Raw genomic sequence first — 19,845 nt, 5'->3', positions numbered from 1 at the left:
GCCTGAGCGACCACCTTTAATCGGATGGCAATTACACAGAATTATTTACAGGGTCCTAATTAATGCTGCCTCGGTGAAATTAATTCTTTGTCGCGCTGTTATTTCATTGCTAAGCACATTATTTATATGTTGGTCATCCTCTTCTAACGTTGTTCCATAGTTTTCAGAACGACCATCCATACTTATTAGTAGACACGGGTTTTCAAAATCGGTGAGAATTAACCATATTTCCTGATCAGGAGTATTCTTCATCGCTTGCGCATAGATATTTTGTAATGTTGAATGAGCTGCTAGTCTATCTGCTGCGCTACGGTCACCATCACACCCAAATGATTGACCTATATAGATAATTTCCAGATCAAGATGCTCCTGTGCTTCATATCCTAAGCACGACAACATCAGTAATACAGATTTATCTTCGGATATTACATCATTGTTTTCATCCCTGATTTTAAATTCGGTATAAGGGTACTCACACTCTAGGGAGACATTAGATGTGTCTAGCAGATTCTTAGTGATAAAGGGAATATCTACATATTTATCTTTAACCTGCTTTCTAAATAACCCTGTAACTTCACTTTCCGTAAACTTAACCGACTCAGGAACTAAAGTAATTCTTGGTCGTCTGCATATGAAATAAATATGAGGTGAGAAATCCTTGTATATTGGGTTGTTAATGTCATTCACATCATCCAAGTGCTCTTGTTGCAATAATACATGCCTGGCACCAAGCATATTCATTCCGAATTCAGTAATGAACTTTCTTTCTGACATATTATTTATCCTTAAATTGTAAAAGAATACTTTGTAATTCTGATTTTATCGAAATAATTTGGCTCGTTCGTTACCAGTAATAAGAACTCCTTTTGTGCCACCAATAAAGCAGGCCATATCCGACAATAAGAATACCGAAGAACATCAGTGACATACCCCAACCAGTCCCATACCACGAAACCATATCATCGAAAACCAGCCCACCCATATCACGAACTCCGGCAGCTTCCTTAAGAATTGGTTTGAATACTGGAATCAGAAAGGCGATAGCCAGCGGAGTACCCCAGCGAACAAGACCCGTCTCCATTTTGATCCCAAAAAAGATCCCAGCCCCAACGGCAATAAGCCAAACAATCAGGCTTGGCGCGGTTGCCAGAGCTGTTTGCCATTCAACATCAAAAGTCTTCATCAGCCACGCGACGACCGCCAGAACAAAGACAGCCGCGCCGAGGAATACCAGCTCTACGCCGTTTGTTTCATTGTTTCCGCTCATCCTTTAGATCCTTTTTCTCTGTTCGAAATCTGCACAATTCAAAACGTGCAGTGTTGGTAATACTGCACGTTTGTCTCATTCCTGAGACTGTTAATCCTTTTACTCTTCGCCTGACACCGCTTTTTTCATAAACATTTTCGTACTGTAAGTGTATGAACTTAATGCGGAAACCTGCCTTGCAAGCGCAAGAATATCCTGTTTATCCAGTGTTCTGATGTTCCACACAATGAAATTATGGGCGTTCGTGGTTTCCTCGTCAGTACATCCGTCCGCAGAGGTGATTAGCTTTCGCTCGGTTGCTTCTTCTTTAACATCAAGAGCATAGCCATAAGCTAAGGTGTTTAAGTCTGCACCAGTAATTTTAGCTATCTGAATGATGTCGCTGAATTTAGGCTCAGTTTTGCCGGACGCGATCCTGACCAGGGTACTTACGCTAATACCGGTTTTTTCGGCCAGCTCCTCGTAAGTCGAGTGCTCCAGTATGACCTTTTTGATACGTTCAGCTCTCAGTTTATCCGCCATGACTTCATGCTCATTGTTGCTCATCTACTTCTCTCCATCTTAACAGTGGTTTTTCAATAGTTAGATTTGATGCTCATTTATGACAATTTAAACATTGCAAATGTATTGACTTTCAGATCTGAGCATATTACATTGTGACCATTCAATCTGCTCACAAGTGACTATTGACACATATTTTGATGGGTGTGACTACTTATGATCGACTGGTTTACCGGAATCCTGCCTTGCACACACCGACCGTTACCGGCTGGTAGTGTCGTCAGCGTCGATGCTGACGGTGCAGTGGAGTGGGAAACAGTAAAACGGTTGACCGTTCGCGGTAATACTGCACGTTTGTCTCATTCCTGAGACTGTTAATCCTTTTACTCTTCGCCTGACACCGCTTTTTTCATAAACATTTTCGTACTGTAAGTGTATGAACTTAATGCGGAAACCTGCCTTGCAAGCGCAAGAATATCCTGTTTATCCAGTGTTCTGATGTTCCACACAATGAAATTATGGGCGTTCGTGGTTTCCTCGTCAGTACATCCGTCCGCAGAGGTGATTAGCTTTCGCTCGGTTGCTTCTTCTTTAACATCAAGAGCATAGCCATAAGCTAAGGTGTTTAAGTCTGCACCAGTAATTTTAGCTATCTGAATGATGTCGCTGAATTTAGGCTCAGTTTTGCCGGACGCGATCCTGACCAGGGTACTTACGCTAATGCCGGTTTTTTCGGCCAGCTCCTCGTAAGTCGAGTGCTCCAGTATGACCTTTTTGATACGTTCAGCTCTCAGTTTATCCGCCATGACTTCATGCTCATTGTTGCTCATCTACTTCTCTCCATCTTAACAGTGGTTTTTCAATAGTTAGATTTGATGCTCATTTATGACAATTTAAACATTGCAAATGTATTGACTTTCAGATCTGAGCATATTACATTGTGACCATTCAATCTGCTCACAAGTGACTATTGACACATATTTTGATGGGTGTGACTACTTATGATCGACTGGTTTACCGGAATCCTGCCTTGCACACACCGACCGTTACCGGCTGGTAGTGTCGTCAGCGTCGATGCTGACGGTGCAGTGGAGTGGGAAACAGTAAAACGGTTGACCGTTCGCGGTTCGCATGAGTCCACAATGAAAGTAAGGTCTGTTGGATCTGATGGTGAAGGTCGGGCAACACATCTCTATATTGACGGTAATCCATCAAAGTTTTTGCAAGGTCACTCTGTTATCGGTTCCGACGATTTGCAAGGGTTGTTGTTAACAGCTTACGCCAGAATATTGGCATTACTGCATATTCCTCACGATCTACCATCCTATCGACAGGTCATGGAAGGGCAATTTAAGATCTCGCGCATCGATATCAATTACATGTATTCATTGTCAACATTAGAAAATGTCCGCGCATGGTTATATGCCGCAGAATTTAAAGCTAAAACTCGCCACGGTCGCGCCTGTGGTAAAGGTGGCACTGTTTACTTAGGGAAAAACTCCCGTCGGTGGAGCCTGAAATTTTATTCAAAATATGATGAACATACATCTGGCAAAAAAGGGCACCAGATGGCAGACGAATTCGTTAAAGCTGGTTTACTGGACTGGTCAAAAGATAAATTACGCATTGAATTAACATTAAGAACAACTGAATTAATTGATTTGAATCTTACGATTGGTAATAGCTGGAATATTGAGACGCCCAATAAATTATTCTCTGAATATGTAGGGAGAATAGAAATGAATCAAAATACTATATTAACTGATGAAAAAATAATTAATCCCCCAAGAAAAATACAGTCTACATATTTATTGTGGAAGCAGGGCGCGAACATGAAAGAGATGTTACCGAAACCTACATTCTACCGACACCGTAAAGAATTACTTTCTTTCGGAATAGATATTAACTTTTATTGTGAATCACCGGATTCTAATAACGTTGTTCCGTTGGTTCGTACTCTTGAAGCCAAACCAGCCAAAATTCCATCATGGGTTTATGAGAAAGGTTTAATTTTCGATTATAACCGTATTTCACATGCCAGTAACTGGCATTAAAGGAGAGTGATATGTCTAATTATGGTCTTTTTGTAAAAGGTAAAATGCTTGGTGCTCGCCAGCGTAATAAGGTCAATGGTCAGGGATACTATAATGAAATTGGTGTTGGCTTAGAGATTCCTGATGGTTTTGGCGGCACTAAGCAAGACCAGATTATTATTCGTGTATCTCAGGCTCTTATTTATGGATTACAGAAAGATAAAATCACTGAGCGTTATCCTGATGCAACGGGAGAAATTATTGTTGTGGATAATGACGATATGCTTAAAGCTGACTTCTTTCCTTTTAAAGGTGGGGAAGGGAGTTTTTGCCAGTTTGGGGATTTAATTGTTATTGATGAAGCATGGAGAATCTTCGGTAGCGATAAGGATATGACGGCTGAGAAGAAATCATTTATTGCTGAACATCGTCATTTTACTCATCCTGAAACAAGCATTAGCTGTGATTTAGTTATTGTAAATCAATCACTTTCTAATATCGCTCGTTTCTTGAAAGACAAAATAGAAACAACTTACCGGATGCGTAAGCTGAAAGCGTTGGGCCTGAATAATCATTACTGTGTTGACGTATATTCGGGGCACAAAATCTATAAAAGTAATCTCGTCACCAGTTATCGCAATAAATATAACCCTGATATTTTTGAACTTTACAAAAGTTATGAAGGGACTAACGGTAATGAAAAGCAGACTGATAAACGCCAGAGCATCTGGAATTCTGGCAAAGTCAGATTCTTTCTTGTGCTTTTTCCATTGATGTTTATCGGGTCAGGCTGGCTGATTTACTCATTTTTCAGCACGTTTGGCCGAAGCGATCCCTCGCCAGATTTGGCTACAGCAGATGTACGTGATGCGGCCATGTTTCGTTCTTCCGCTGCTACTCCAGCGCCAGATACTCCCTCAGAACCAGCTGAACCGCCACTTTCAACCGAGTGGCGTATATCAGGGAGAATGACCACTGAAGGCAGGGCGTTTGTGATTCTTGTTAACGGTGCCGGTGTTTTGCGTGCCGTTCCTGCATCCAGTTTTAATTACAAAGGGATGTTGATGAGTGGAATTATTGATGGTGAGCGTGTGACGCTTTATACGGGGAAGAAATAATGAAAAAGATTTTACTCACATTAATGCTACTGTTTTCTTCATGTGCTTTCGCCGGGTCAGAGCTTGAATTAAATAAAGTCAAGATACCGGAAGCTATTTCTCTTATTTACAGTGAGGTACTTAAAGTCCCGTATATGCTCGATCCGCAACTTGTTAATGATGAAAGAATGATTACATTCAGGTTAACGCCTGATATTGATGAACGGGAATTTGTAACCCGTTATCTTGGCAATATGAACGTTCGAATATGGACGAAAAAGGGTGTTGATTTTATAGCGCCCTATACGCCGAAAGAGCCGGTTAAGCCACGTTATACATGGACTTATACGCCTCAGTACCGTTCTGTTGCCTACCTGTCTGATATTCTTGGCGGCTACGTTTCAGGCTCCTTCAATAACAGTGGAGCCGTGATTTCTGATGATTCGCTAAAAGGTTCATCAGGGGCAAGCAACTACATCAATCGAACCGGTGATATTCTGGTTTATTATGGTACGAAAGAGGATATCGCCATCCTGAAAACACTGGTTACTTCGCTGGATACGATGAGTGATGAAGTGGTTGTTTCTGGTTATGTTTTTGAGGTTCAGACCTCGCAGTCTGACGGCTCCGGCATTCTTTTAGCGGCTAAAATCCTGTCTGATAAATTCAATATTTCAGTAGGCGCTGCCGGACTGGATAATTTTATCAATATTCGAACCGGCTCCATTGATGCCATTTTCAATCTGCTGAAAACTGACAGTCGTTTTACTGTTGTCAGTGCGCCACGACTGCGGGTAAAAAATAATGCCTCAGCGTCTTTTTCAGTCGGCTCTGATGTGCCAGTACTGGGCAGTGTTACGGTGAATAACAATACGACCACGCAATCCGTTGAATATCGTTCCAGCGGTGTTTTGTTTAATGTGACGCCATCAATCAAAAGTCGGACAATGGATCTCAAGATTCAGCAGCAGCTTTCCAACTTTGTGACCACTGAAACCGGCGTCAATAACTCGCCAACCCTTATCAAGCGTGATGTAACAACCGAAGTCAGCCTTGCAGATGGTGATATTATTTTACTCGGTGGCCTTGCTGAACAGAAAGATAGTAAGGCCAGTTCCGGCTGGAGCTTTTTCGGTTCCCGTACCAGTGAAAGCAACAAGACTGATATTATGGTGATGCTTCAGGTCAGAAAGGTTGACCGGAGCAGGGCGACGCCCCGCAGCGCCGCGAGGAGCGGTGAACTGTTCCGGGACAACCTGAACTGATTGTATGGATTTTTATTATGGCGTTAACTTTTATGGGGTACGAACAGTACGACATCTTCTAGGTATTCAGTTACTTAGAGGATTTATTATGTCTGTAAAAAATAAGGCGCGTGACCGACTTCCCGGTGGCCGCCTTAAGTCTTATCGTCGTGTAGGTTCACATTTTGCCAGTTGTGCCAGATGGTTTGATAAATCGCCGTCCTGGTATCGCAATATGATGATGACCAGGCCTGAGCGCTGTGAAGTCAGAAGGCTTCTCAATCAGGTAATGCGTGGTCATGATGCTGATGGCATTGCTTTTCCGGTCAGTCATCGTCCGTTTGTTTATTGGTGGTGAATTTCGTACGCACGAAATTTTACGCATAAATACCAGACAAAAAATCGTTAACTATCTGTTTTGAAAGATAACTCCGGTCAGTGACAAAACTTGTTTTGTTGCTGTCCGGGGTTGGCCAAGCCGTACAGTTTCCATTTTCAGCGTTATGGCTGATTCGGCGCGGCAGCATTCATCGGGGGTTATTCATGAAAAAATTCATGACGCATCAGGAGCTGAAAGTGATACTTCTCAAAGATCCAGCATTCCGGGCTGCTTATGAAGCTGAGAGGCAGAACCCGCAATCCGGTTACCAGATTGTCCGACATCATGATGATGGCACTGAAGAAGTGGTGTTTGATTCTTGTGTATCAGGTACAGATTTACCAACTGCAACTGGATGAACAGGCCTGATTGGTGAGGTCAGGCCGTTCACTTACTGCTGACAGACATTTGATTCTGATTCGTTTGGAGAAACGGATGATTTTGAATCATTGTCGATAGTAGCCCGTTGACGGCCAGTGTCAACGATTCCCGCCAGATTCTGCCATCCTTATCATTGGTGCGCATAATGTATATTATGTTAAATAACCTCCATAGATCTTTTACTTCATGGATCTCTGGTTCAGCCACAGAAATCAGCATGTTGTGAATTTTGAGATACCTCCCTTTTCTTGCATTAGGTCTGTCGTACATTTAGTTCACCGCATTTTGATTGTTGAGTGTTTCGATGTACTCACTTACCCAGATTGTAAGTTCAGGTGGCCGAAGGCAATGGATTTTGATGGATGTAAAAATCTGTTTGCCAGCACTTTATCCGCTCAGGTATCTAGTTGACCACCTGGAGTATCGCTCGCTCTCAACTCAATCAGCTTCTCTTCAAGCGATTAAGTTTTTTTATGAGTTTTGGTTCATAAAGCATGGAACGACATTCTGCTATAGCTTTTACTGCTCCGGACATGACCCTGCAATCGCCATTCATGAGCTGGCGGCCTTTTTTCAATATTTGGAAAATGGCCGACTAGTTAGCTTCGCACCACGAGCATTGCCATTTAAACATTCTAGCAGCATGACAAATGCTGCCAGAGTCCGTTCAGTAATTCGATTCATAGGCTACCTAATCGCTACCTATATATCTCCGTACTATCGAGATGAAACGCCAAAAGAACTGTCTCGGTATGCATCCCGCCTCAACACTCGTTTGCTGATATGCAAAAACGAGTTTAAAACTCTAGAAAGAAACAATCAGCGGTCTTACTCTCGAGTTATTGAAGGATTTCAGAGCATGACTGTTGATATGGTCGAAAATGTATAACTCACTTTCAATAGGGTTGATGGATGAGGCAAAAGAGGCTCTCCGTTTGCTTGGCGGTTGGAGCATAAAAAGCCAAATGCCTGATCTTTATGCTAAAAGATTTTTATCTGAGCAAGCTAATGCAGCAAACATTCAGCGAATATTGCAACATAACTCTGATTTGGAATACTTAATAAAGGAGTTATTTAATGGAAATTAAGCCTAACACACTTCTCCCGCAAGATTTTGGAATGTATGATCAGGATCTCTCTTCAAAATTAGTATCTTTAGTTATTCCTGAACGTATTTTCTTGAAATCCAGCAGCAATTTTGATGATAAGCACATTCATAATAAAGGGAGCAAATGGGGTTTTTATTATTCCGGCAGTAAGCGCTATGTTTATTTTAAGCTTGATGAGTTAACAAATACACTCTTGAAATATTTTTGTTTTAAATATGCGTCAACGATGTTCCCAACTTTCTTACCAGTACTGTCACATCATTGGACACAAGCATTCAATTACTGCAAAGGAAATGGTGGTTTTACATTACATATATTGCGACAATATATAGAAAGCGATGTTCTAGATGTAAGATCCTTCTATTCTATACTATTCGGCTTGAAGATCCTTTGTTCTGAAGAGTTCCCTGGGTTTACCTTGGAAGACTATGAGGATCTTGAGTTTATACCCAGACCAAATGCATATAACTGGGAGGTTTATCAGGATATTGACAATCTTCTTGATCCTGTTGAAAAAAGCATGATAAGTAAAGGCTTATTTGAAATGGCAACGGCATTGACCAGAGGTAAATATTATGCCATTAGAGAGCTCAAAAATGCTGTTGTACTCGGATTAAGTTATGTTACAGGAGCGCGTCCTGTACAGTTGGCAAAGCTAGCTGTTAATGACTTTCGTATTGATACCTGTAATACTGATACAGGATTAATTAGATACAGTATTCTGTTACCCTACGTAAAACAAAGACGTCTCACAACAGAGCGTTTACTGCTGGCTATTCCGCCTGAAATTGGAGAGTTAATCAAGCATTATGTGGACAGAGTTCAGTTATTACCTGATGATAAATTGCTTGAAATGGGGGTGTCCGCCCCAACTTTTGTCTCTCAAGCTATTAGCCAAACAGTTTTAAACTTCAGTCCCTCAGATTATCAAACCGCTGTTGCTTGTGGAGAAGCCGCCCTGCCATCAATTACACCGACTGATCTCCGCCATAACGTTGGTCACTCATTAGCTATGCAAGGTGCCAGTGCGGAGGAGATTGCTCATATTCTCGGTCATTCATCTCTAGTTGTGGCAAAACATTACATTTTGGCGACGCCTGCCTTGGCATTGATCCGCGCTAAAGCTCTCGGTTTTAACCCTGTGTGGCAAAACATGGTAGCTATGATGCTGACAGGCAAGTTGGTCAGGTCAGAGGAATGGCAAGGTCGACGTGTGGTTGGCATGGTTGGTGATCGATTGCACTATGAGATTGGCGGCTGTGCAAGAACCGATGACGAATGTCCTTTCTGTGAAGTTCGTTGCTGTTATGGTTGCTTGTATTACCGCCCTTTCCTCGATGGCAACCACCAGGACGTATTGGATAGCATTTCTAAAGAAGTCAATGAGCTGATAGCTGTTTCCGATAGCGTCGGTAATGCTCACAATCCACTAATTTCCATCCACGAAACAACGCAGATCGAAGTCAAGTCAGTGATAGCCCGTTGTCATTTGCATCACACCAAAGGTTGCGAACAATGAAAAAAAATATCGAGAACTTTGACACTTTTGTTACGGAACAAAAAACCTGGTTCGACGAGAATTTGGCAGAAAATTTTGCAGAGCCGTGGGATAGTCGCGCTTGGGTATGTGGGAGTAAAGGCTCCGGCTGGTTGCGTGGCAATGGGGCCAATATATTGCGTTTTGATGAAATTACTCGGCTCAAAGGGATTGACGATCGCCATATTGTATCCGAGCCTTACCAGTTGTTCATGAAAGCTATGCTGGTACTCACCTATCGAGGCAGAAATTGTAGTATCTCTCCTGCAGTTGCTGTTGCAACACTGGTCATTTTGAAACGTTGGTACTGCGCTCTCTTCAAGTTAACCGGACAAACTCATCCCATCTATCTGACTACAGGTGTCATACGTAGCGCAATGGATATTCTGAGTGCGGCATCCCGGCCAGGTGATCCCAACATAGCCAACTACAAGGGACGGTGTGTAAAGATTCAAAGATTAGTAAATCATCACGCTTTCACCTTAGTAACATTGCAATATGTATCCGATGAACGTTACACCAACCAGACCAATTTGACCCGGAAAGCCCGGGAAACAATCGCTCTAAAACAAAAAGACAAGCTGGATGATACGACCACTGATAATGAAGATGCGCTGATTACCATTAGAGGGTTCCTCAATATCGTGTCATTAATTCAGTTAGTCGAAAGCAGTACTGAAAAGATTGCTCTCAATTGCCTTCTGTTACTAATTATAACTGGATTTCGTTCTGTTGAAGCATTCAATATAAGGCAGGATGCGTTGGTAAAACGACAGATAGATAATTATGATATCAGTAAAAGTCTGAGAGATAAAGGATTGCCAGATTATTTTCTTGGTATACGCTATGTTGGTGTTAAGGGGGCTGGCGAACGAACTCATTGGGTCGAGCCTCTAGCTGTACCGCTAGTCGAAAATATATTCAAATCGGTTAATTTGTTAACAGCTGAATTTCGCAAACATCTCACAAATTTACGGTCAAAAGAATTTTCTGATTATCTACCAAAGTCAATCAGTGATATTACTGGCGAACTCGTTGAACTTGATGATATTTTAGAACACATAGCCCAGTCCTCATCAGAGTTTCGAGGGCGTGCAGGATTACGTGATAAAGCGTCAAAAGCGTTAGCGAACCGCGGCTGCATTCCGATTAAAGTCATTATTGGGCCAGGTAATAGAAAAGAAAAATACTATTTAAAATCAGACCTAAGTCATTTTCTTAAAAATGAATTCGGGGATAACAGTTCAAACACTCCTTGTACTCACGCATGGGTAGAAAATGGCAGGAGATACGAGATTAAGTATGAAGATCTATTGTTCCTTTATCCCAAAGGATCACTGACTTTAAAGAGAACGCTGGAACTAAAAGCCACGCCATTACCACTGAATAATAATGGGTTAAACAAATTTCTTGGTAATTATGAGGGTTACATATCCGTTTTCAGCAAATATAGGTTGCTAGAAGATGACGGCCGCCCTACCCAACTCCGTACGCATATACCTCGACACAATATAAATACTTTTCTAGCGATTGCTGAAATTTCAGACCACTTACAAGCGCTGTTGATGGGGCGTGTTGATATTAGTCAAAATCAACATTATCAGCACCTGGCTCTCAAGGAACGCCGAAAAGTTGCATCTCTGACCCCTTTAGTTCCAACCGTACCGGTACAGACAGCATATACTGCTATGGACGCTGATACACCGCTCAATGCGGTAAAGCGAAGCGGTATGATGGTATTTAGCCGCACGCAGAATCTGGAAACCAACATAAAAGCGAATCTGCATACCTTCGATAATCGCGACGATGTAGCAGGCTTCATCGAAGCATCGTTTGGCGATGGATTATTCGACGACATAGCCGCTGCGTTCGAGGAAATTAGTAAAAATGAAGGGCCATTACCAGCATCTGAAATGGTGAAAAGGCATGCATTACTGCATCCATTGAAATTGGGCTCCTGCATGAGAGACGTTAACTTGTGGGGATGCCCTTACCGTATGAAGTGTCAGTCTTTGAAGCCATGTGAGCATTTCACATTGACCGGTCGTATTGATGAGTACTTCGCTGTTAAAGTTAAAAGTCTGGCATTAAACGAGGCAAAGCTTGCTCTTGAAAAATATATCGAGGGCCTACCGGGCAAGCAGCTTGTACAAGGCAACATTGACGATAATCTAGCACAACTAGATGTAATAAGTGAGCAATTACACAGACGCTCCAACTCTCTGCAAGTAATCACCTCTCAGATGGCCCTATCTGGAGATATAAAGGTTGAAGGTGAAATTCGTACTCTGGCTCAATTATTTGCCCTCGAGTACCAAAAAATTAAATAGGGGGGAAGACTAATGCGTGGTAAAGAATTGAATACTCAGATCGAGCATGAACTACAACTGATGTTAATTGAAGGGTTTGATAAATCACCTATTTCAGCTAAAAGCTTACATGCCAGACTGAAATCAAAAGGCATCGTCAAAGGCGGGTTAAGTACATTAAGTAACTTGGAACGTAAGCGTCTTATTGCAGCCTATGTCGATCAACAACTATCGCCTCTAAATCTTCGTCATAAAGAAAAACAGCAGTACGTTAATCGTAAGACTCGCCAGGCTTTGCTTGGCCGTAATCAGCAATTACAGGAGGAAAATAAAGAGCTACGCGAACAACTTGCACAGAACACACTGTCTTTAATTGAAATTGTGAAAGCAGTTAAAATTAATACAGTCATTCCTGTAGAACATCTTTTGGCTCCGTATCTGATTACGGAGTTACACAAACAGAAAAATAATCTATGAGCTGATAAAGGGATGTGTGTTTAAGCACCAATATCAAGAAGAAACACCATGCTCTATACGCAAAATGAGTGTGGCAACCATCATCGCGCCCTCTTCTAAGTCGATGACTTCAAAGGGAGACTTCCAATGTAACGCCCGGTTTGGTTTTTACACCAGTTTAGTGCGGCGTTTACGTTGCCTTCGAAAAGCGCTGTAGCTAGGCGAATCAATTCATTTTTTGTCTGCATGGTTAATCCTTGATGACAACTTGAGTGCTTCGACAAGTTTAGTTCGCTCTTCATCTGTCATCCGGGATATGATCAATGCAAGTTCTGCCGTCGTCTGATCATCACAGAAAAAGTAGTTCAATGGCACGTTTAACTCCGCAGCTATCCGTCGTAGCGTATCGATATCCGGGACATGACGCCCTTTCTCGTAATGGTTCATACGGCTACTGGCCGACGCGGGATCAAAACCAACCATGATTCCCAGAGAGCGCTGGGATAGTCCGGCCCTGCTTCTGGCTTCCTTAAGTCTCTCTGGTATCGGATTTTTTTCTGACACTTATTCATCTTCATCGGCCCTGGATGCTTAGATTGTCTAAGTATCGGCCATTGTTGTATACTTAGCAATCCTAAGTCAACTGCCTCGCTAAAGTCATTATGAATAGTCGTGTAATCGCTCCTAAATCGTACATTTTTTCTGCAATTATTTATCTTGGTAAAGTTAATTTTACTAGCAACGATTTAGCAAGGATTCTTGTTGAGAGATTTTCATTGCAGAGAGATTATTTGAAGGCAAAAGCTTTTTCATATAATCAAATACAGAATCTCGTCAATAGAGGGTTGTTAAATAAAGTAAGGCAAAAAGGAATTTATCAATACTTATACTCCACTACTCAGGAGTTTGACCGTGCAATCGAAAGTACAGTTCTAATCTATCCCGAATCAGACATTACACTCTCAAAAATTGAACACACCACACTTCAGATATGTAATGATACAAAAATTACTCTGAAACGCCTTATTGATAAATATGCGGGCGAATTGGAAAAAATATCTGGAGCAAAAGAAATTTATGAAGAATTAACAATAATAATGCCTGATAGAGAAAAAGAATTCAGAAAACTTTCTATTGAGCAAAGCAGGAAATACATACGAACGAATGAAAAAAATTAACACATTAAAAAGCATTGTCGATAACACAATTAATCTAAGGCAATAGTCTTTTCTCAATATGTGAGGTCACGCTGTATTGAAGGGAGAGCGAATGGGGTTCAACTCTCTCTTGGCTTTGTTGAATAAATCGAACTTTTGCCAAACGGCAGGATCAGATCACGCACCATTCTGATAGCGCAGGTAGTACCGTGGCAAAGCAAAAGTTCAAAATCACTAACTGGAAGCCCTACAACAAAGCCCTCATTCATCGTGGTTCCGTCACTTTCTGGCTGGACGACGAAGCCATTCAGGCGTGGTACGAGTCAGCAACGCCCTCATCACGAGGCAGACCTCAGCGTTATTCTGACCTTGCTATCACCACTGCCCTGGTGATTAAACGCGTATTCCGGCTGACCTTGCGGACTGCACGGGGTTTTATCGACTCCATTTGTAAGAAAATTGATCTGGTGCACGAATAATGTATTTCACACACTTCCGGACAACGCTTGCAGCTCATTTAGAGATACCTCGTGTTGTTGCTCATGGATACACCAGATTCACTGCCCGCAGGCTGATCTTCATCCACTATGCGGGTCGCTTTAGTCCCTCTTCTTAATGTTTCTTCAGCCAAATCATGATACCTGTTACATCACAATATAATCAGACAGGCTGTGTCATAATTCCTGCTGTTTCAGATTAATGCAAAATTAGTGGACTACGAGGGAACGACACATGGCTGTTATCCGCCACATCAGCATCCAAAACTTCCGGACAGTGCGACAAGCCGAATGGTGTCCAGTCCCAGGCCTCAATTGTTTGATAGGCCCGGGGGACTCAGGAAAATCGACCATTATTGACGCGATTGACCTGGTACTTGGCGCAAGAAGATCGTTTCCGTTCAGTGATGCAGATTTTCATTTGATGAACACAACCACGCCGATCTGCATCAGCATTACACTTGGACAGCTCGATGACGGATTGTTGAATCTCGAAGCTTACGGACGTTACTTTCGCGGGTTTAACATTGAAAACAAAGAAATCCACGATGAACCGCAGGCAGGTGATGAGACTGTACTCACGCTGAGAATGGTCGTCAAAGATGATCTTGAACCAGACTGGCTCTTATTTTCTGAACGAACAACTGCGGAAGGCCTGGAGAAAAGACTGCAATGGAAGCATCGGGAGCAATTAAGCCCGACGCGCCTTGGCGCTGCATCCCACCACCACCTTGCATGGGGAAATCGCTCTGTATTAAACAAACTTTCAGAAGAGGATTTCAATGTCAGCGCGACGCTCGCCGAGCTTTCCCGGCAAACCCGACAAAGCTTTGCTGCCCAGGAACTTCCGCAACTTGATGCCATTCTGACCGAAGTCAGAACAATCGCGAATTCACTTGGGGTGCAGGTTGGTGAACTGAAGGCGCTTCTCGATGTTAACGGTGTTTCACTCTCTAACAGCGCAATCAGTCTGCATAACAATGATAATACGCCTCTGAGAATGCTTGGCACGGGGTCTACCCGTTTACTGGTAAGCGGGTTGCAGAAAGCCGTCGGGCGCCCAGGGACCATACTCATTGATGAAGCGGAATATGGGCTGGAGCCATACAGAATAAGCCAACTGTTGCATCAACTGGGTTCCCGTGATCCTGAGCCCACTTCACAGGTATTCATCACCACCCATTCCCCCTATGTCCTCCGGGAACTTAAAGCAACCCAACTCTATGTGCTGCGGAAAGTAAATCTACCGGCCCCAGAGCCTTCACACATTTTCCTGACACTCAGCGGAGAAGATCAGGAACAGGCAACCTTACGGGCCTGCGCTGAAGCCTTCTTTAGCAAAGCTGTGATTGTAGGTGAAGGTGGGACTGAGGTTGGTTTTATCAGAGGATTGGACTTATACAGGCAAAGCAGAGGAAGAACTGGATTTCAGGATCAGGGAGCCTTTGCTACTGATGGTGCCGGCGGGGAAAAGTATTTCAAACGCGCCGAGGTTTTTGCGCGACTGGGGTATCGTACTGCACTACTAAAAGACTCAGATATTATCTCGCAAGCACACAGGCAAAAGACAGAAGATTGCCGGGCCAGTGGCGTGACCATTTTTGAATGGGGTAATGGTTTTTCGACAGAGGGAGCCCTGCTTACCTGGTGCCCTGTTGAGACTATCCGTGACATCGTTCTTCTCGCTGCGGCTCTGAACAGCCAACAACAGGTTGATCAGCATATTCAGAACTGCTCCCAGGGAGCTTATAACTTTGAAGCATGCACTGGCGAACCAACGGAGGAAATGCGAGCGCCCGTGGCTCGTGCAGCAGGCAATTATGGCTGGTTTAAAACGATCGGCAAGGCTGAAGACCTAGCAGAAAATATCGTGGGCCCGGCCTTCGTTAATTTTTCACAGCCGTTCAAGGCGATCATCAGAGATTTGCTGAGGTGGGCTGCAGAAGACGGTGACCCACAATGAGTGTTGATGCCGTTTTAAATACCGCTAAAGGTCTGATTGTTGCACCTGCAGGATGTGGTAAAACGCACCTGATTACTGAAGTTCTGGGTGTTGCACAAAGTAAGCCGTATCTCGTGCTGACACACACAACTGCAGGTGTAACTGCACTCAAAAAGCGACTGAGTCGTTTTGCTATTCCCCCGCGAAACTATGTTGTGACAACAATCGATGGATGGGCGCTTAAGATAGCTGGCTGTTTCCCGGGATTGTGCCCGCTTGAGGTTGGTCCCGAAAATCCAACACTTTTCTACCCTTCTCTTCGCCGTGCCGTGTTGAGTCTGGTTGTTAACGGTAATATTAGCGATATCATCACAGCTACTTATTCGCGTTTGCTGGTCGATGAATACCAGGACTGCAATAGCCAGCAGCATGAACTGACCTGTGCACTTTCACGCTTACTACCAACAGTCGTCTTTGGCGACCCGATGCAGTGTATTTTCAGCTTCAGTGGCCCTATGCCTGACTGGAGCCAACATGTTGAAACGTTTTTCCCTACTCTGGCAACCTTGCAGACCCCCTGGCGCTGGAACAATGCGCAAACGCCTGATTTGGGCCAGTGGATCCTTGAGCAAAGGAACCGCTTACTTCGCGGGGAGCGAATCGACTTAAGATCCTGTCCTGATTATGTTCGTTTTCACTCTCTTTCACGAAATTACAATGACAATATCCAACGCCAGCAGCGCGAATATTACTCACTGCTGCGCCAGTTTCCCGACAATTCAGTCTTAGTCATGGGTGATTCACGAAGAGCTTCATCCCGGCATCAATTTGCACAACGAATCAATGGTCTTAATGTTGTCGAACCGGTGGATCTGAGTGACGTAATGAGAATGGCCACATCCCTTGACGAAGCAAATGCCACCAACGTTATACCAAATCTTTTACAAGCGGCAGCTGAACTGATGACAAATGTTGGTGTTAGCACAACCTTACGTAGAATTGGTTCTATTCAGGCTGGACGAAGCAGGACAGTCCCTTCTTCACTTGAGAATTCATTGGTAGAGCTTACTTTGGCCCCTACCCGACAAAATATGCGAACGACACTCCTTTTGCTCGAGGAAAAGGAAGAAACGCGTGTCTTTAGGGGCGGAGCTCTGCAAGTTCTAAAAGATGCAATAAATCTGTCAATCAGTTCACCTGACAAAAGTATTAGAGAGTCAGCATCAGTTATTCGTGAGCAACGTAGATATCAGGGGGAAGGACGCGTATCGCACCGCTCAATAGGCTCAACTCTTCTTCTGAAAGGGCTGGAATGCGATCACGCGCTGATACTGGATGTGGGAAACATGGGGGCAAGTGATTTGTATGTTGCGCTCTCCAGGGGGGCTAAATCTGTTACGGTCTTCTCGGAGCGTGATAACTTCACACCCTAAAATTCCACCAAAAGGGCTGGTTTGTCTGCCAGGACGGGCTTGGAAATGTCGAAATTATCTGTGGAACTTCTGGAAAGTTGCATGTCATCCGAGAATTGCATACGCCCCCATAATGCAATCATGGGACTCTTTTGCCAACGGAAAGGAATGTTGTCGGCGAAATCAGTCACAATTTCTTGCAACGTAAACATCACGAAAAAATCAAAATGAGGATATTCTGTAATGTATACGTTGCAGAGGCATACGAATGAAAATCACAATATCTATGTCAGACACTGCCATTGCAAAAGAGCTTTTTGAGCGTCTTGAGTCGTATAGGAAATCTCGGGGAATATCTCAGGAAAAACTGGCCGAGAATCTCGGCATAAGTCGGCCAACGTATGCACGGTTGCAAAATGGGACCTGCAGCTTTGTAACGTTCATTGGGATCCTGCGTGAAATGAACCTGCTAGAAGGTCTAAATGCGCTGATCTCCAGCCCTACCGTCCGCCCCTCTGACGTGTTTAAAGCTCAGAAAAGGCAGCATCGGCCAAGGGTTGGCGCTAAAGCTTCTGATAGCGATCCAGTCACGAACCGAGTTAGTGCCATGCTGGCTCTCAGGAAAGATAAAAAATTAATCAGTGATAGCTGAATCATTTGAAGCACTATTTGGTGGGATCTCAATAGCGTTTCTGCTCACCCGCTTGACCCAGCTAATTTACGACTACCTTACGAATAGCCTTCGTTGGAATTTATCAGACGCGGATGTCTACCTCCGTTTTTGAGCGGTACGTCCGGGTAAGCCAGGTGAATACCAGCAGCGTGAGACACGCTATCAGTTCACACAACAGAACGGTTATCTGTGGCAGTTTCATAGTCTGCTTATCCTTGCCAAAAGGCAGGTAAGAGGCTAACCTGATGCTGACTAGACATAGGGATTGCCTGGGGTTCTACTGACCCCAAAAAGTTGGACAGATTAACCGATGTATCTGAGAAGAGTCCATTTAATACATGGGCTCTTTTTTTGTTTCCTGCTAAAGATAAATAAACTTTTACGCAACCGAATTATCAATTGCGCTGCATTCTTACTTCGCCCTGTCTTGTCTCATAAATACGTCCACCCTCTTCTCACTGGAAGGATTTCGACTGAGTGAACAACAGGCGTACTATCCCATTATCGCTCATAGCGTTTTGGCGATATGGCATTTTCATACTATTGAGGAAGTTTAAGGAACAATGTCCGCTGTTGGGTTTGTGATGGTTTGAAACCATGATGAATATAGAAATTTTTGGCCTTTTCTGTAAGCGCATGAACCATGATTGCACGCACACCAATGTTCTCGGCAACCCGATAGCAACGAAGCACTGCGTCATGGAGTAAATCCGCACCGAGCCCCTGTCCCCGGAATGATAAATCGACAACCAAGCGGGCAAGTATGATGACTGGAATGGGATCTGGCATATTACGCCGAAGGCTTCCTGTAGCTTCTGTATGATTGACGCTACCAGTGGCAAGAGAGTAGAAACCGGCTATTTGTTTCGTCTCTTCCTTGAAAACAGCAAAAGTTCGAGCCGCTCCGAGAGCCTGATTTTTGAGGCCCCTCTGCTTTAACCAGTCATCGAGCACAGCTTCACCGCTAACAAACCCTACCACCTGATGAACATTGGATAAAGGTTCTGGTGCTGTTACACGTCCCACTGAGGCTTCCTTACAAGCAGTTTATCGATAACGGGATCATCTTCAACCGGTGCATCAAGCATATCGATGAACTCTGCATATTGTTCATCGTTAAAATTAAAGACACGGCGGTCGAGAATAACATCCTCAGCAGCCTTACAGGCCATTTCCAAAATGAAGTCTGTACGAGATTTATGAAGGATCTTAGCGGCGGCGTCGATGAGTGCCCGCTGCGATTCCTTAGCCCTTAGGTTGAGCTGAACATCTGATTTCATGTGAACCCCTTGTATAGCGTTTGCTTTACAAGCATAGCGCAACAGTTATGTATAGCAAATGCTACACATCAAGTTTTTCTTTCATATCCAGAATATTTATGTCCGCTGTGAGTGTCTGCTGATGATGACATCAAATTCTGGCGGGAGGACCAGGCATCAATCGTCATGGCCGAGTTGACCTGCCCCCAGTATTAGAACAACCGTCAGTTAGTAATGTCGGTTTGTTTACCTTCACATTCTCCATTCCGCCACCGTGCTGCAAACTCTGACGGCGTCTGATAATTCAGTGCTGAATGTGGGCGACACTCATTATAATCCTGCCGCCAGTTATTAATGATTTTCCTTGCATGAACGATATCGCTGAACCAGTGCTCATTCAGGCATTCATCGTGAAATCGTCCGTTAAAGCTCTCAATAAATCCGTTCTACGTTGGTTTGCCCGGCTGGATTAAGCGTAACTCAACACCATGCTCAAAGGCCCATTGATCCAGTGCGTGGCAGGTGAACTCCGGCCCTTGGTCAGTTCTTATCGTCGCCGGATAGCCTCGAAACAGTGCAATGCTGTCCAGAA

Annotated in this window: 22 protein-coding genes and 4 pseudogenes; 16 read left to right on the top strand and 10 right to left on the bottom strand. The window is 43.7% G+C overall.

Annotation, left to right across the window (positions count from 1 at the left end; translation table 11 throughout):
- Window positions 1-45: 45 nt before the first annotated feature.
- From CWM52_RS25025 to CWM52_RS25015, 3 genes are all read right to left on the bottom strand, one after another.
- Window positions 46-774 (bottom strand): hypothetical protein, encoded by a 729-nt coding sequence (locus tag CWM52_RS25025; RefSeq protein ID WP_100686524.1) that lies wholly within the window; start codon window positions 772-774, stop codon window positions 46-48.
- 70 nt (window positions 775-844) lie between these two features.
- Window positions 845-1,267, bottom strand: a complete 423-nt coding sequence (locus tag CWM52_RS25020; RefSeq protein WP_100686523.1) for a hypothetical protein — start codon at window positions 1,265-1,267, stop codon at window positions 845-847.
- Between the two features lie 99 nt (window positions 1,268-1,366).
- A complete protein-coding gene (locus CWM52_RS25015; RefSeq protein WP_165785440.1) occupies window positions 1,367-1,813 on the bottom strand; it encodes a helix-turn-helix domain-containing protein in 447 nt (148 codons plus the stop codon).
- Window positions 1,814-1,984: 171 nt separating this feature from the next.
- Between CWM52_RS25015 and CWM52_RS25010 the strand changes: the two are divergent.
- Window positions 1,985-2,113: pseudogene (locus CWM52_RS25010) on the top strand (phage/plasmid replication domain-containing protein); the annotation flags it as partial.
- Window positions 2,114-2,151: 38 nt separating this feature from the next.
- Here the strand turns inward: CWM52_RS25010 and CWM52_RS25005 are convergent.
- Complete coding sequence (locus CWM52_RS25005; protein WP_165785440.1) at window positions 2,152-2,598, bottom strand: helix-turn-helix domain-containing protein; 447 nt, start codon at window positions 2,596-2,598, stop codon at window positions 2,152-2,154.
- Window positions 2,599-2,769: 171 nt separating this feature from the next.
- Between CWM52_RS25005 and CWM52_RS25000 the strand changes: the two genes are divergently transcribed.
- The 10 genes and pseudogenes from CWM52_RS25000 (at window position 2,770) to CWM52_RS24955 (ending at window position 12,334) form a co-directional block, all read left to right on the top strand.
- A complete protein-coding gene (locus CWM52_RS25000) occupies window positions 2,770-3,822 on the top strand; it encodes a phage/plasmid replication protein, II/X family (RefSeq protein WP_100686522.1) in 1,053 nt (350 codons plus the stop codon).
- Window positions 3,823-3,833: 11 nt separating this feature from the next.
- A complete protein-coding gene (locus CWM52_RS24995; RefSeq protein WP_165785439.1) occupies window positions 3,834-4,919 on the top strand; it encodes a DNA-binding protein in 1,086 nt (361 codons plus the stop codon).
- Window positions 4,919-6,163, top strand: coding sequence for a type II secretion system protein GspD (locus tag CWM52_RS24990; protein WP_100686521.1), 1,245 nt, complete (start codon window positions 4,919-4,921; stop codon window positions 6,161-6,163). The genes CWM52_RS24995 and CWM52_RS24990 overlap by 1 nt, the downstream gene beginning before the upstream one ends.
- 88 nt (window positions 6,164-6,251) lie before the next feature.
- Window positions 6,252-6,500, top strand: a complete 249-nt coding sequence (locus CWM52_RS24985) for a hypothetical protein (RefSeq protein ID WP_100686520.1) — start codon at window positions 6,252-6,254, stop codon at window positions 6,498-6,500.
- Window positions 6,501-6,697: 197 nt separating this feature from the next.
- A pseudogene (locus CWM52_RS24980) lies at window positions 6,698-6,897 on the top strand (hypothetical protein).
- A 363-nt stretch (window positions 6,898-7,260) separates the two neighbouring features.
- On the top strand, window positions 7,261-7,791 hold the full coding sequence (locus tag CWM52_RS24970; protein ID WP_227521337.1) for a hypothetical protein: 531 nt from the start codon (window positions 7,261-7,263) through the stop codon (window positions 7,789-7,791).
- The gene (locus CWM52_RS26950) at window positions 7,784-7,990 is read left to right on the top strand and encodes a hypothetical protein (RefSeq protein ID WP_227521336.1); all 207 of its coding nucleotides are present in this window, start codon (window positions 7,784-7,786) and stop codon (window positions 7,988-7,990) included. The genes CWM52_RS24970 and CWM52_RS26950 overlap by 8 nt, the downstream gene beginning before the upstream one ends.
- Window positions 7,980-9,530 carry a site-specific integrase gene (locus tag CWM52_RS24965; protein ID WP_100686517.1) on the top strand — a complete coding sequence of 517 codons (1,551 nt, stop codon included), beginning with the start codon at window positions 7,980-7,982 and terminating at the stop codon, window positions 9,528-9,530. Before CWM52_RS26950 ends, CWM52_RS24965 begins: the two co-directional genes overlap by 11 nt.
- Complete coding sequence (locus CWM52_RS24960) at window positions 9,527-11,878, top strand: hypothetical protein (protein WP_100686516.1); 2,352 nt, start codon at window positions 9,527-9,529, stop codon at window positions 11,876-11,878. The genes CWM52_RS24965 and CWM52_RS24960 overlap by 4 nt, the downstream gene beginning before the upstream one ends.
- 12 nt (window positions 11,879-11,890) lie before the next feature.
- Complete coding sequence (locus tag CWM52_RS24955) at window positions 11,891-12,334, top strand: hypothetical protein (protein WP_100686515.1); 444 nt, start codon at window positions 11,891-11,893, stop codon at window positions 12,332-12,334.
- Window positions 12,335-12,367: 33 nt separating this feature from the next.
- Here the strand turns inward: CWM52_RS24955 and CWM52_RS27020 are convergent, their stop codons facing one another.
- Both CWM52_RS27020 and CWM52_RS24945 read right to left on the bottom strand, forming a co-directional pair.
- Complete coding sequence (locus CWM52_RS27020; RefSeq protein ID WP_255410914.1) at window positions 12,368-12,439, bottom strand: hypothetical protein; 72 nt, start codon at window positions 12,437-12,439, stop codon at window positions 12,368-12,370.
- Between the two features lie 105 nt (window positions 12,440-12,544).
- Window positions 12,545-12,796 carry a helix-turn-helix domain-containing protein gene (locus CWM52_RS24945; RefSeq protein WP_416308825.1) on the bottom strand — a complete coding sequence of 84 codons (252 nt, stop codon included), beginning with the start codon at window positions 12,794-12,796 and terminating at the stop codon, window positions 12,545-12,547.
- Window positions 12,797-12,975: 179 nt separating this feature from the next.
- Between CWM52_RS24945 and CWM52_RS24940 the strand changes: the two genes are divergently transcribed.
- From CWM52_RS24940 to CWM52_RS24915, 5 genes and pseudogenes are all read left to right on the top strand, one after another.
- A complete protein-coding gene (locus CWM52_RS24940; RefSeq protein ID WP_100686513.1) occupies window positions 12,976-13,491 on the top strand; it encodes a hypothetical protein in 516 nt (171 codons plus the stop codon).
- 188 nt (window positions 13,492-13,679) lie between these two features.
- Window positions 13,680-13,919: pseudogene (locus CWM52_RS24935) on the top strand (transposase); the annotation flags it as partial.
- A 283-nt stretch (window positions 13,920-14,202) separates the two neighbouring features.
- On the top strand, window positions 14,203-15,930 hold the full coding sequence (locus CWM52_RS24930) for an ATP-dependent nuclease (RefSeq protein ID WP_100686512.1): 1,728 nt from the start codon (window positions 14,203-14,205) through the stop codon (window positions 15,928-15,930).
- The gene (locus tag CWM52_RS24925; protein WP_100686511.1) at window positions 15,927-17,342 is read left to right on the top strand and encodes a UvrD-helicase domain-containing protein; all 1,416 of its coding nucleotides are present in this window, start codon (window positions 15,927-15,929) and stop codon (window positions 17,340-17,342) included. Before CWM52_RS24930 ends, CWM52_RS24925 begins: the two co-directional genes overlap by 4 nt.
- 247 nt (window positions 17,343-17,589) lie before the next feature.
- Window positions 17,590-17,973 (top strand): helix-turn-helix domain-containing protein, encoded by a 384-nt coding sequence (locus tag CWM52_RS24915; protein ID WP_100686509.1) that lies wholly within the window; start codon window positions 17,590-17,592, stop codon window positions 17,971-17,973.
- A 103-nt stretch (window positions 17,974-18,076) separates the two neighbouring features.
- Here CWM52_RS24915 and CWM52_RS26940 read toward each other — a convergent pair whose 3' ends face one another.
- The 4 genes and pseudogenes from CWM52_RS26940 to CWM52_RS24900 all read right to left on the bottom strand — a co-directional run.
- Window positions 18,077-18,196, bottom strand: coding sequence for a Hok/Gef family protein (locus CWM52_RS26940; RefSeq protein ID WP_416308824.1), 120 nt, complete (start codon window positions 18,194-18,196; stop codon window positions 18,077-18,079).
- 338 nt (window positions 18,197-18,534) lie between these two features.
- On the bottom strand, window positions 18,535-19,020 hold the full coding sequence (locus CWM52_RS24910; protein WP_100686508.1) for a GNAT family N-acetyltransferase: 486 nt from the start codon (window positions 19,018-19,020) through the stop codon (window positions 18,535-18,537).
- Complete coding sequence (locus tag CWM52_RS24905) at window positions 19,008-19,274, bottom strand: DUF1778 domain-containing protein (protein ID WP_100686507.1); 267 nt, start codon at window positions 19,272-19,274, stop codon at window positions 19,008-19,010. Before CWM52_RS24905 ends, CWM52_RS24910 begins: the two co-directional genes overlap by 13 nt.
- Before the next feature lie 203 nt (window positions 19,275-19,477).
- Window positions 19,478-19,845 (bottom strand): annotated as a pseudogene (locus CWM52_RS24900) (integrase core domain-containing protein); the annotation flags it as partial.

It is taken from the genome of Raoultella sp. T31, from assembly GCF_002806725.1.
GTDB lineage: Bacteria > Pseudomonadota > Gammaproteobacteria > Enterobacterales > Enterobacteriaceae > Klebsiella > Klebsiella electrica.
The sequence above is the reverse complement of the archived record's forward strand: the minus strand, read 5'-3'. Positions and strand labels throughout refer to the sequence as shown.